The organism is Paenibacillus tyrphae, from assembly GCF_027925525.1.
Taxonomy (GTDB): Bacteria; Bacillota; Bacilli; order Paenibacillales; family NBRC-103111; genus Paenibacillus_G; species Paenibacillus_G tyrfis_B.
Genome location: NZ_BSDJ01000009.1, coordinates 42,623 through 55,378 on the forward strand (window position 1 = coordinate 42,623; position 12,756 = coordinate 55,378).

A 12,756-nucleotide genomic window follows, 5' to 3' on the forward strand; every position below is an offset into this window, starting at 1 on the left:
TTACGTTAATTAAGTTGTAATCCCATTTATCCAAATAAGGAAGCGACAAATTCTAGGCGGAGTGTTGTTTTCTTTAGGTCACTATCATCACGGAAGTATGTTCTTTATTTGTAATATTTTATTAAATACTGTAAAATAAATCATGCAAACGCTTTCTACCAATCTATTACTACAATGTTAAGAGGTGTAACAGCACATGCCCAAGAAACCATGGTTAATGTCAGCAGTTCTCAGCACTTTTGTCATCGGATCGTTTGGCACCTTCTCTCCTCTTTACTCCGTCTCGCATGCGGAAGAATCGCAGATTGCGAGCTTGGAAGATTACGAGAATGTCCAATTGCCGGGCGACAAAGAAATTGCCGGGCTGGATGAGCAGCAGTTGTCCGTTAGCTCGGCGACTTATGATCCGTCCAAATTTTTAACCCTGTTTGACCACAAGAAGATCGTGCAAAATTTCCGTTCCATGGATAAAGTTTTCCCAAGCCGAACGATCCAACATGATAAACAAAATGTGTACCGGTTCAAAAAAGATCTCCGCGAACTGCCTAATTTCACTTATACGTATAATGGACAGACCCGACAGTTTAAAGATTTGCTCGCACGCACCGTAACGACCGGTCTTCTTATCATCGAAGACGATAAAATATTGGTGGAAAATTATTATCTGGGCAATACGGCAAAATCGTTGAATACGTCCTGGTCCATGTCCAAATCGTTTACTTCCGCCCTAATCGGCATTGCCATAGACGAAGGGTACATTCGGAGCGTAAACGATCCGATCACCGATTATTTGCCGGAGTTGAGTCAGTCGGGGTATAACGGCGTCACGATTCAACATATTCTCAACATGGCGTCCGGCGTAAAATATCCTGTTTTTGAAGAGCCTTACAGAACCGTGTGGTACAACGAATTATTTGTGAATAAAAAATCTTTCAACAGCAAAATGGCAACCCTCCCTGCCGAAACCCCACCGGGGACCTTTACTTATAAAGGATCGGACACCCAGGTTCTGGGCATGCTCATTCACAGAGTAACCGGAAAGCAGCCTGCGCAATATTTGGAAGAAAAAATATGGAAGCCCCTCGGCATGGAAAGCCGCGCCTATTGGAACACGGATTTGCACGGCGATGACATGACATTCGCCTTTCTCAATGCAACGCTGCGCGACTACGCCAAGTTCGGCCGCCTGTACTTGAATAACGGCCTTTGGAACGGCAAACGGATCATCTCCGATAACTGGGTCAAAGAAACTTATGTCGGCAGCCCGGGAATGCCATACTATAAAAATCAGTGGTGGCTGCCCGGCGACAGCCAGGAAATTCTTGCAAGCGGTATTTATGGCCAATCCATTTATGTAAATCAAAAGGAAAATATCGTTATTGTCAAGACCAGCGTCAATACACACGATAGTGAAATGCTCGAAGAAGTAGTTGCCTTCCGGGAAGCAATTGCCGCGTTAAAGCAGACAAAACCAACATCCTCCTAATCGCTGCCGGACGATCGAAACGAATATGGGCCGCCCTCCAGTCTTTTTATAAAGACCGATCATGGGTGGCCCTCTTCGGCGTTCCTTCAAAAAGAAGTACAGTCGAAGTCCGCATGGAATATAGTTATAGCAGGCTGTTTTCTTCCATCTTCGAATGAATCGAAACCAAGGTGAATTAACGTGAGCCGAACGACGGATTTCATTCGTTTGGCGGGGCATTATGGCGCTCCCCTGGAAGTGATTGTCTGCGAAGGCAATTTTCACGGCCGGACCCTTGCGGCCACTTCTTTCTCCAAAACGCCGGAATACAAGAAGGGCTTCGATTCGTTTACCCTCGGCTTTACGATTGTTCCTTACGGCGATTTGCAGACGCTCGAAAACGCTAACACACGAATATGGCGGCCTTTCTCGTCGAACCGATTCAGGGCGAAGCAGGCATTATCCTGCCGCAGCATAAGAGCGCAAAGAGCCTTAAACTGAGCACAGAAGAAGGAGCTGGACTTCATGACCCGCGCAAACTCAATCACCCTCCTCGGCGTTCCTTTTGACTTGGGGGCCGGACGCCGGGGAGCCTGCGGCGGACCGGAGGCCATTATGCAAGCCGGTCTGCCGGAAAAATTACGCCGGCTCGGCATCCAATGGAACGATGCCGGATTGTTGACTTGGCCGGAGCCGCAGCTCGATCAGGATGCGCCTCCTCTTACCGCCCTGAAGCATTTGCATGACGTGCTGGCCGTAAACGAAGCGCTGGCCGCCGGCGTCTCCCGTATTGTGCAGCAGGGAAGCTTTCCGCTCGTTCTCGGGGGCGATCACAGCATTGCGATCGGTACGCTGGCAGGCTTGGCCTCGCACTATAACCGGCTCGGCGTGATCTGGATCGATGCCCATTCCGATCTGAACACGCCCGATACGACGCCTTCGGGCAACATCCACGGCATGTCGCTCGCCGCAAGCCTCGGGCAGGGCGACGAACGTCTGACCCGAATCGGAGGTTCTAGCCCGAAGATCAGGCCGGAGCATACGGTCCTTGTTGGGGTAAGAGATCTCGACCCGGGCGAGAAAGCGTACATCAAGGCGCAGGGCATCACCTGCTTCACGATGCACGACATCGACCGGCGCGGAATGAGCAGCGTGATGGAAGAAGCCGTTCAGGTGGCGGGGAAAGGCACGGACGGCGTACATCTGAGCTTCGATATCGACAGCCTCGACCCCGTCGAGGCGCCGGGTACGGGAACGCCGGTAAAAGGCGGGCTCAACTATCGGGAAGCGCACCTGGCCCTTGAGCTGCTGCACGAATCGGGAATCGTGACGTCCGCCGAGCTGGTCGAGGTGAATCCGTCGCTCGATACGGGGCAGAAGACGGCGCAGCTCGCCGTCGAATTGATCGGCTCCCTGCTTGGAGAGCAAATTTTGTGATCGGCTGCCGTCCCACCGATCCCTGTAAAAGCAAAGTGCTTCTGCCGCAGCGTGTATCGCCGCCTTGCAGAAGCACTTTGCTTCGTTTTATATGAGCTTACGCATTATGGCGCGGATCAGGCCGCTCATCCGTCCTTCGGTTCAAGGCCCCTGCCGCACCCTGCCTTCTTCCCCCCGCTTTCTTCAGCCAAACGGCCGCACCGCCGTCAATCGCCGGGCGTTTCGCCTTCCGTCCGTTCCGCCTCTTCTTCCAGCAGCTTTCTGCGAAGCACTTTGCCGACCATCGTTTTGGGCAGATGGTCGCGAAATTCGTAAATATGGGGCACCTTGTAAGCGGCCAGCCGCTCCCGGCACCACCGATTGAGCTCCTCGGCTCCCGCCTCGCTGCCCTGCTTCATGACCAGATACGCCTTCACCGTCTCCCCCCGGTACGGATCGCGCACGCCGGCCACCACGGCCTCCGCCACATCCGGGTGCTCGTACAGCACCTCCTCGATCTCGCGCGGATAAATATTGAAGCCTCCGGCAATGATCAAGTCCTTTTTGCGGTCCAAAATGTAAAAAAATCCGTCTTCATCCATCCTTCCCATATCGCCGGTGTACAGCCATCCGTCCTTGAGCGCCACTGCGGTCTCCTCCGGCCGGTTCCAATAGCCCTTCATCACTTGCGGCCCGCGGACGGCAAGCTCGCCGACTTCTCCAACCGGCAGCTCCTCCAGCGTCTGCGGGTCAACAATCCGCGCGTCCGTATCGGGGAACGGAATCCCGATGGAGCCGACTTTCCGCCGCTCCCAGATGTTGTTCCCGTGCGTAATGGGTGACGCCTCCGTCAAGCCGTAGCCCTCGACGAGGCGGCCTCCCGAGACGGCCTCGAACTGCTCCTGCACCTCAAGCGGCAGCGGAGCGGCCCCGCTGATGCACAGCTTCAGCGAAGACAGGTTAAACCGCGGCTTGCGGGCTTGCTGAAGAAGCGCAATATACATCGTAGGCGCCCCGGGGAACACGGTCGGCTTCGTCCGACGGATGGTCTCAAGCAGCAAACCGGTCTCGAATCGCGGCAAGAGCGCCAGCGTTCCGCCCAAATAAACGGACTGATTCAGCAGCACCGTCAGCCCGAACACATGAAAAAACGGCAGCGCCGACAAGTATGTTTCCTGCCCGGGCTTCAAACGGTAGGACCACAGCCGGCTTTGAATCGAATTGGCGATCAGGTTATAATGCGTCAGCATCACCCCTTTGGCGCGCCCGGTTGTGCCTCCCGTATATTGGATCAAAGCCAGATCGCGCTCCGCATCCACCTCCACTTGCCGAAGCTCCGGGGAACCCCGCTCCATAAATTGCCGGAACGGGTAGACGCCATTGCCGTAAACGACTTTCCGGTCCAGTCCTTGCTTCTTCGCGAACAACGGGTAGAGCCATTTTTGCGGGACAGGCATGTAGTCCTTAATCGACGTGACGATGATATGCCTTAGCTCGGCGGACTCGGCAATTTCGGATACCCGCCGGTACAGCAGATCCAGCGTGACGATCGTCCGGGCCCCCGCATCTTTAAGCTGATATTCCAGCTCGCGCGGGGTGTACATTGGATTGGTCATCACAACGATACCGCCCATAAGCAGCGTGCCGAAATACGCAATGACCGTTTGCGGGCAGTTCGGCAGCATGAGCGCCACCCGATCGCCTTGGCGCACGCCGTGCCGGACAAGCGCGTCCGCAAATCGGCTCGCTTGCTCCAGAAGCGTGCGGTAAGTCATCGTTTTGCCCATAAAATCCAAGGCAGCGCGCTGCGGATACGTACGGGCGGACTCGGTCAAAAAACAAGCCAGCGAATGTCGCGGGTAGTCGAACGTCGGCGGCACCTCGGCAGGATAGTGACGCAGCCAAGGCTTGTCGGGCATTAAAACCACCTCCATGCAAGGTTGCCTTGGTCTGGGGACGACGCCGACGGTTTCACCGGTCACGGATGACGCCTCGGCGGCGGCCGATTGGGGAAACGGTTAACCGCCCTGGCGGCCGAACCACAGGACCGCTTGCGTTACCGCTTACGGCAAACGACCGGCCAGGTTGTCCGAAAGCGTTGCCATCTCCCCTGTACTTGGTAATTTATGCGCTGCATGAGGCGTCTATGCCATATACGAGATTCAAATGAGAAAGCAATCGACTAAACAATGGGGACTAGTGAGGTTCTTTCTGTGGGAAGGGGAGAAAAACGGAAGCGCACCGGCTGGGCTGCAAATTACGCTTGTGCCCGCAAAGGTGCGCTTCTCTGTATTAGACCGACTACGTGGCAGCTTAAGCTCCCGCTTCGGCGGATGGGATCAGCCTCTCGAGCTCTTCAAGCCGGATCTGGCGGATCGAGGCGACGATCCAATCGGCTTTCGACAAATCCTGGTCCCCGGAATTAGCATTTTGAAACCCGATGCACGTCATGCCGGCAGCTTTGGCCGCAGCCACGCCATGACGGGCATCTTCCAGGACGATGCATTGGTCGGGTGAGGCTCCAAGCATTTCGGCGGCTTTCAAATAAATATCCGGCGCCGGTTTACCATGGTCCACCTCTTCGCCGCTTATCACAAAATCGAAATACGAAAGCAGACCGAATTTATTCAGCACCGCCTCGATGAACACCCTTGGCGAGGAAGAAGCCAGACCGATCCGCTTGCTGCCATGCAGCGAATGAAGCAGCTCCGCGATCCCCTCGATCGGCCGGTCGTCCGAAGCCTCCAAGTACGCCAGCTTCCGCTTCAGCTGCAATTCGATGATGTCTTCGACGGATGGCGTCAAGCCGTACTTGAGCCGGATTCGGGTCCACATCTCGGGATTGGTCATCCCGACATACCCTTCCAGCTCCTCCTTCGTAATCGGGACGCCAAGCCCTTCCATCACCTCCATATCCACCTTGAAGTGAAGCGGCTCGCTGTCAATGATGACGCCGTCCATATCGAATATAAAGGTCGTAAACATATCGTTTTCCCTCTCTCCTTTCCCGATCTCGGTAGCGTGAAATCTATCTTCGACAAAGTTCGTCTGAACTGATTTTATCACGCTCCCTTCGGAGCTCCAAGCGTATGCCATAGGATGATCGGGAGGCGAATGCCGCTGCCGGGAGAAAGCGCGGATCAACGAGGGAAGCAGGCTGCGCACACCGGTCGGCGTGCCTGAGATTCAAATCGTAGAGACCGTTGCGGAAGAGAAGCGTTCGACCGAGGAAGATGCCGGGGGTAAGACGAGCTGACCGAGGCCGAACTGGATGAGTCGATGCGCCGGCTGAAGCGCTGCGATAAGGCGAGCCGGCGCGCAGCAGCCGTATCAGGCCAAAGCGTCCGCCACCTGTTTGCCGAGTGCCCGGCAGGCGGCTTTATCCGAATCCGATGGGTTTAACTCCACCTTCAGCCCTTCTGCGACAACGTCCGCTCCGAGCTCCTCCAGCTTCTCCTTGAGAAGGTCGACCGCCTTTCCGAATTGCGCGTACGAGGAATCGGCCGAACCGAAGACCGCCGCCTTTTTCCCGCTCAGCTCCAGACCGTCCATCTCTTCGTAGAAATCCAGAAATTCGTCGGGCAGCTCGCCGTCGCCCCAAGTGTAGGCTCCAAGAATAATACCGTCATACTCTCCGAGCTCATGACTGCTTGTATCCATCACGTTTTTGACGACCGGCTCGATCCCTGCTTCGCGGACCCCCTCTGCGACCTCGTCGGCCATCTCCTCCGTATTGCCCGTCATGCTGGCAAACACAATAATCAGTTTCATTTCCAAGCCCCTCCGTTTTCCGTAATGTTCCATGTACTTCCTCAACCATATTAAATGATAATGATTATCATTGTCAATTATGTTTTTTTTGAGACGCCGCCTATTTTCGGACCGGGTAAAAAGTCCAAGGCCGGAATCCCTTTGTTTCAAGGAATCCCGGCCTTTGCAATTGCCGCATATTTATTAAGCCAACCCGAGTCGCTGTGAAACCCGGTGCCGCCAGATCTACTGCCCCCCGGCAGCAAGCGTGCGTCCCTCCGGCTTGTAAAATGAAATCGTACGCGACAGCCCCGTCCGGTCCGCATCGCCTTCGGCAGGCACCTGACGCAATGCGCCGCCGCTGAGCCAGCCGGTGACCGCGAGCACCAGCGCGTCGAGCATATCGTCGCGGGCCAGCGCCTTGCGCGGATACCGCGCGAGCAGCTCGGCGACGATGGTATCAGCGTGCGCGCAGACCCGCCGCAAATGCGCGAACCGCTCGGCGAAGCCTTCCGGCGTCTTTTTGCCGTGGCGCATCGACCCGCCGAAGAGCTGCGCAAAGCACAGCTCCGGATGCGACTCGCGGAAGCGCCCGCGTGCCTCCATATCCTGCTGGAGCAGCTCGTCGAGCCGGCGAATTTTCGGCACGAGGCCCCAGGACTGGCGCGACAAGCCGCGGTCGCTGATCTCCCGCTGCAGGGCATTTGCCTCGGCGTAGCCGGTTGCTCCCAGCACCTCGCGTACCGGTGCGGCGAAGATCGAGGAAGCCCGCCCCGGCTTCAACAGCTCCCGCGCGAGCGCGTCGCAAGCCCGCGACTCCCGGCCGTCCGCCAAGCCGATCGGCATGTCGATCAACATCAGCTTGGCCTCCCGATGGGCCTCCCACAGGAGATGGAGGTCTTCATATACGTCTGCCGCCCAGCTCTGTCCATCCTCCGACAGCCTCACCGCAAGCCAGCCGCCCGGACAGCCGTCGACGCCGACATAGCCCCCGCGGCTCATCCGCGCAGCAGCTCCGCAAGCGAGTGTACCGTTGCGGCGCTATATACTGGCTGCGCCAGCTTAAGCTCCTCGGCGGTGCCGTAGCCGTAAGCGACAGCCGCCGAATCCATTCCGTGTGCTCTCGCCCCCTCGATATCGTGCTTCCGATCGCCGATCATCAAGCAGGCGGAAACGGGTGGGAAGCCCGCCAGCTCCAGCGCATACGCGATCACGTCGGCTTTGTCCGAACGCGTACCGTCAAGCTCGCTGCCCGCCAGATGGGCGAAATGCCGGTCCAGTCCGAAGTGCGCCAAAATTTGCTTTGCAAACACGATCGGCTTCGATGTCGCGACGATCAGCTTGTGGCCCTCTGCCCCGAGCTCCGCCAACAACTGCGGGATGCCGGGGTACACTTCGTTTTGAAACATGCCCCGTTCCGTGAAATATTCCCGGTACCAGCCAATAGCTTCCCACGCCTGCTCCGGGGTGAAACCATACCGCTCGCGCAGCGACACCTGCAGCGGCGGACCGATAAACGGCGTCAGTTTGTTCAAATCCGGCTCCTCGATTCCCATACGCCCCAAAGCATATTGAACCGACCGGGTAATACCCTCCTTCGGATCGGTTAATGTCCCGTCCAGGTCGAACAACAAATGCGTATACCGGGTCATCCCCATAAGCCTCTTTCTCCTCTCCCTCAGCTGGGCTGCACTCTGTTACCGCTCCATTATACCTTGTTTCCGGGAACGCGTCCTTTTTTCGTGATAGATGCCTCAGGACACCTGTCCATACCATAAGACGGCCGATGACATACCTTATATAGGTGCTAGCAGGACAGAAACTTACATCGGCATTACGGGAGAGGATCGAAGTGGCTAGAGGACTATTCGATGTCGTAGTGAACCCGGAGCACGGCGAGGATACGATAACGGTAGTCGCGAATTGTATAAACGGCTACGAACACGAGCTGCATACGCTTCGGGACGGAATGATGGTCGTTTTGAAAAAAGAAGGCAGTCCGGACAAACAAATCCGCATCGTGCGGGGACTCGACGACGAATGCCTGTTTCATTACATCGAAATGGGACCGGCCACGGCCCAAGCCGCCGACCTGCGGGGAGGAGCCCGCTGCCTGCTGGTATATAACGAGTTCGAGCACACCATGACTCTGACCAAAATTACCGTAAACAAAGAGCGGGTAGTCGTGCTTACCGAAAAGGGCCGGACGGAACCGAGAGTAAGAATCGGGTATTCGTTACTGAACAAGCTCGGTTTGGCCGGCGCACAAAGGAGCCGGACCGTGCGGGCCAGACACGGGAATGCTTCCGTCAAGCTCCGCCTCTCGGTGCCCCCAAACGAGCTAGACGAACAATTCGTGTTGTCGGCAGGCGCTGCGGCCAAGCTTCGTCTGGGCAACGGGCAGACGTGCCTGCTTGCTTATGATCAAGCGACCCGGACGCTATCGTTCTCGCCGCTATCGGACGTACCGGAATCCGTCGACCCGGCGACCGGTTCTGCGCCGAACGATTCGGCTCAGCCTATGAGATCGTCATACCGGTCGAAGTCCGCACAACGAGCCGACAACAAAACCGTGGCCACCAGCCGGAGCGGTAAATCGCGGACCCGCAAAACCGCCCCTTCCCGCCTGTTCGTTTCAAAGCAAACGAAGGCTCCAAAACCAGAACCCTCTCCCAAAACCGGAGAATCCGCCGTGTGGATCAACCCAACGCTTCATAGAGGACGCCGGTAAATCGCTTCAGGATTAGCGGGGATAAGCGGTCTGGAAGAAGTTATCGAGTTCGGCCATATGGCCTCAGCCACGATTACGCCCTCAGGGGGGGGGGCTGCTCCCTGCGGGCTATTTGCATTTGCTAGGAGAAGGTAGAATATTTTTTCCTAAAGTTCCAGAAATCCCGAACCTGTCATTTCTTTCATAAAGCTATGCTTTGCACTATAATGATAGAGTTGTTTGAATCATAGCCATAGGGTTTATTGTCATTAGGGGGTCAAAAAGGATAGAAATGAAAAAAAACAGCATCGAAGAAATACATGTTTTACGGGCGCTCGCCTTTCTGGCCGTCGTGCTGCAGCACTCGATCGGCCACTATTTGTCCGAGCCGGATACAACGCTTTCGGATGGCGTGATGTTTACCCTTTTTCTTCTTATTTCCAAGTTTGCCGTTCCGGTGTTCATCTTTATTACAGGTCTCGTGCTGTTTTACAACTATGACGGGCCGCTTCGTTACGGTTCGTTTCTGCAAAAGCGGCTGAAGGACATCGGCGTCCCGTATTTGTTCTGGTCCCTCATCTATGCTGCTCCTGCATTGCTGCAAAGCACCGGCCTCTTCACAGGCATACAGCAGTTCGCGGGACTGGTATTCACCGGCAAAGCCTCGTATCACTTGTGGTATATTGTGATGATCATTCCGTTTTATGTGACGTTTCCGCTTTGGCGCCGGGTGATCCAGAATGTGCGAAGCCGAATCTTGACATCTGGGCGCGCGATCGCCGCCATGGTGCTTTTGGCTGCCGTGTATGTGTATGGCATGACTCTAATATGGCCGATTTACCAAGCGGCGGAGCAATGGAATGTGCCGGTGCTGACCCCGATGCTGACCGAATATGCAGATCGCAACTCGCTCTATTTCTTCTACTACTTCGTTCTTGGAGCGGTTTCCGGTTTGGCGCTAACGCACTGGAGGGAATGGCTGAGACGCAACGGGCCGCTGGTGTATGCCGTTTTTTTTAGCTTGTCCGCTTACTTGACGTATCGTGTCGTTGCCGGCTTCGAAAATAACCCCGCATCCCAGAATCACTACGAGGACTTGCTTTTGCTGCGCCCGATGACGGCGGTTTTCTTGATCGCTTCGGTTCTTGTGGCATATAAGTTCGGAATGCGGGCCGCCGAATCCGCCAAGGGGCTTACGCGCCGTGTGTTCTGGATGGTCAGCCAATATTCCTATGGCGCTTATTTGATCCATGCGCTGATACTGACCTGGGCTACCTTGCTCTCTGACCTCCTGCTTCCGCAGATGAACGTCACGCTTCGCACGATTCTTGCCTTTATTCTTTGCTCGGCGATGTCGGTGCTGGCTACATTCGCGCTGTCCAGGATTCCGTTCCTCGGGCAATGGATGACCGGTTTGGGGAAAGCCAAAAAGAAACCGCAGCCAGTTCCCGGCCTATCGGCCGACAACATGAAGGGCTAAAATTGCTAAATTCGGGAGCTTCATGTCGCGGAGCAGATGTTCGAGCCTCGCCCGGCACCTGCTTTTGTAATCCAATTGTCAGCGGCGCGTCATTGTCACACCGCTTCGTTCTTACTATGCTGAAAGAGATGGATATCTTTTAACATAAGGAGGATCGCTGTATGCTTTATGCAGCTCTGATGCTGCTTGCCGTGCTGCTGGTCGCAGGCGTGCTCAAGCGGCTGGGCGCGAAGGCCGTCTATTCCACGGCCCTGCTCTTGTCGGTGCTGTTATCGCTTGTCGCCAACTTCGGTCTGGGGCAGAACTACTTTTACAATCTGATCCCCGGCATGCATGACGGAGGCTTATGCATCTCCAATCGGGTAGCCTATTTTATCATCGGCGACGGCCTGTGGACGCAAGCTCACTTTCGCATCGCCTTCGAACGATCCGTCTGGATTACGCTCCTTCTGATCGTCGCTTGCGCCGGCGCAAAAATTGTGGAAAACAAAACGGAACGAAGCAAGTCTCCGTCCCGTTTGACACGATATCAATAACCGAAATCAAGCGTTTTGCCCGTTTCGGCGTAGGTTTTGATGTTGCTCAAAATCATGGGCCAGCTTTGCCGGGTGTTCTCGTACGACGGGTGATCGGCCGGCCACCGGTCGTTGACCAGCGTCAGCTTGGTGCAGCTGCCCATAGGCTCCAGCGTGAACGTGATCCGGGTCTCCAGCTCGGCGTGGTTTTCCCGGTAAGACGGTCCGGCATGCTCGGTCACGCTGAGCAGACGGTTCGACTCGATGGCAAGCACCTTGCCGTAAACGTGGACGGTTTCGTCTCCGTCGTTCCCGGGTCCCACATACGCGTAATCGGCTCCGACCTCGAAGGTGGAGCGGATCGTACAGCCGAACATTGTCTTTTTCACGCCTTCGTCCGAAATCAATACTTGCCAGACGTCCTCTGGCGACGCCCCGATATAGTAATGGTAAACGAGATCCATCCTTATCCCTCCGCGCATCAATGAATTTGGAATTGCAATCGGACGTCCCGACTGCTACTCTTACTATACATTCGGCTGCGGACAAGCGTATAGGAAAAACGCGACAGAACGATTTTCCCACCACACCGGAACAAGGGAGAGATTTGATGCACAGGACGGCCGACGAGACCCCAAGAGGAATATTGCATCCGAAAAACGGTGAAAAAAAGTTTGAATTGTCCCGATTCCAGCCTTCGGCGGAAATCGACTTTTTCGTGCAGCATTATTGGATCGTCAAGTGGGACTTGCGCGGAGAAGCACCGTATCGTCAGACGGTATTGACCCACCCGAATGTCAACCTGGTTTTCGAACCGGAGCTTACGCGCATTTACGGCGTTGCCAGCATGACCTCCTCACATTTGCTGCAGGATCGAGGCTGGGTGCTTGGCCTGAAATTCAAGCCCGGAGGCTTCTATCCTTTCCTGAACGAGCCGGTATCCCGGTTGACGGACAGCTCTGTCAGCTTCCACGAAGTGTTCGGTATGGATAGCGGGCCGCTCGAGAAAGAAATTTTTGCCCAGGAGGAGATCGAGCCGGCGTTAAGCCGGGTGGAAACGTTCCTCGGCGAGCGGCTTCCGGCGCCGGACGACAACGTCAGTTTTGTGAGCGACATCGTCAGCCGCATCCGAAATGATCGGACCATCGTCAAAGTGGATGACGCCGTGCGCCAAACCGGAGTGCACAAACGGACGCTGCAGCGCTTGTTCGACCGCTATGTCGGCGTAAGCCCCAAATGGGTCATTCGGCGCTACCGGCTTCATGAAGCGGCCGAGCAGATGCACCATGGCTCCGTTCCCGATTGGTCGCAGCTCTCCTTGGCGCTCGGCTACTACGATCAGTCCCATTTCATCCGCGATTTCAGGTCGATCGTGGGGCCGTCGCCGGAGCAATACGTCAGAAAGGATCATTCCGGCTAA

12 protein-coding genes and 1 pseudogene are annotated in these 12,756 nt (G+C 55.7%); 7 read left to right on the forward strand and 6 right to left on the reverse strand.

Features of this window, described 5'->3' with window-relative positions:
• Positions 1 to 196: 196 nt before the first annotated feature.
• From QMG93_RS12575 to rocF, 3 genes and pseudogenes are all read left to right on the forward strand, one after another.
• Entirely contained in the window at positions 197 to 1,486 is a 1,290-nt protein-coding gene (locus QMG93_RS12575; protein WP_281936890.1) for a serine hydrolase domain-containing protein, read from the forward strand.
• Between the two features lie 234 nt (positions 1,487 to 1,720).
• Positions 1,721 to 1,938 (forward strand): annotated as a pseudogene (locus QMG93_RS12580) (aminotransferase class III-fold pyridoxal phosphate-dependent enzyme); the annotation flags it as partial.
• A 52-nt stretch (positions 1,939 to 1,990) separates the two neighbouring features.
• Positions 1,991 to 2,902, forward strand: a complete 912-nt coding sequence (rocF, locus tag QMG93_RS12585; RefSeq protein ID WP_281936892.1) for an arginase — start codon at positions 1,991 to 1,993, stop codon at positions 2,900 to 2,902.
• Positions 2,903 to 3,108: 206 nt separating this feature from the next.
• Here rocF and QMG93_RS12590 read toward each other — a convergent pair whose 3' ends face one another.
• The 5 genes from QMG93_RS12590 to QMG93_RS12610 form a co-directional block, all read right to left on the reverse strand.
• Entirely contained in the window at positions 3,109 to 4,800 is a 1,692-nt protein-coding gene (locus QMG93_RS12590) for a long-chain-fatty-acid--CoA ligase (protein ID WP_281936894.1), read from the reverse strand.
• A gap of 394 nt (positions 4,801 to 5,194) precedes the next feature.
• Positions 5,195 to 5,866 carry an HAD family hydrolase gene (locus tag QMG93_RS12595; RefSeq protein WP_413789294.1) on the reverse strand — a complete coding sequence of 224 codons (672 nt, stop codon included), beginning with the start codon at positions 5,864 to 5,866 and terminating at the stop codon, positions 5,195 to 5,197.
• A gap of 345 nt (positions 5,867 to 6,211) precedes the next feature.
• Positions 6,212 to 6,652, reverse strand: a complete 441-nt coding sequence (locus QMG93_RS12600; RefSeq protein ID WP_281936898.1) for a flavodoxin — start codon at positions 6,650 to 6,652, stop codon at positions 6,212 to 6,214.
• A 225-nt stretch (positions 6,653 to 6,877) separates the two neighbouring features.
• The gene (locus tag QMG93_RS12605) at positions 6,878 to 7,633 is read right to left on the reverse strand and encodes a DUF429 domain-containing protein (protein ID WP_281936900.1); all 756 of its coding nucleotides are present in this window, start codon (positions 7,631 to 7,633) and stop codon (positions 6,878 to 6,880) included.
• On the reverse strand, positions 7,630 to 8,289 hold the full coding sequence (locus QMG93_RS12610) for an HAD family hydrolase (protein WP_281936901.1): 660 nt from the start codon (positions 8,287 to 8,289) through the stop codon (positions 7,630 to 7,632). The genes QMG93_RS12605 and QMG93_RS12610 overlap by 4 nt, the downstream gene beginning before the upstream one ends.
• Positions 8,290 to 8,483: 194 nt before the next feature.
• Here QMG93_RS12610 and QMG93_RS12615 point away from each other — a divergent pair, with 194 nt between their 5' ends.
• From QMG93_RS12615 to QMG93_RS12625, 3 genes are all read left to right on the forward strand, one after another.
• A complete protein-coding gene (locus tag QMG93_RS12615; protein WP_281936903.1) occupies positions 8,484 to 9,362 on the forward strand; it encodes a hypothetical protein in 879 nt (292 codons plus the stop codon).
• 271 nt (positions 9,363 to 9,633) lie between these two features.
• Entirely contained in the window at positions 9,634 to 10,821 is a 1,188-nt protein-coding gene (locus QMG93_RS12620) for an acyltransferase (RefSeq protein ID WP_281936905.1), read from the forward strand.
• Between the two features lie 161 nt (positions 10,822 to 10,982).
• Positions 10,983 to 11,357: a hypothetical protein gene (locus QMG93_RS12625; protein WP_281936907.1), complete on the forward strand. Its 375-nt coding sequence runs from the start codon at positions 10,983 to 10,985 to the stop codon at positions 11,355 to 11,357.
• Here QMG93_RS12625 and QMG93_RS12630 read toward each other — a convergent pair.
• Positions 11,351 to 11,800, reverse strand: coding sequence for an SRPBCC family protein (locus QMG93_RS12630; protein ID WP_281936909.1), 450 nt, complete (start codon positions 11,798 to 11,800; stop codon positions 11,351 to 11,353). The genes QMG93_RS12625 and QMG93_RS12630 overlap by 7 nt on opposite strands.
• A 146-nt stretch (positions 11,801 to 11,946) precedes the next feature.
• Here QMG93_RS12630 and QMG93_RS12635 point away from each other — a divergent pair, with 146 nt between their 5' ends.
• Positions 11,947 to 12,756, forward strand: coding sequence for a helix-turn-helix domain-containing protein (locus tag QMG93_RS12635; protein ID WP_281936911.1), 810 nt, complete (start codon positions 11,947 to 11,949; stop codon positions 12,754 to 12,756).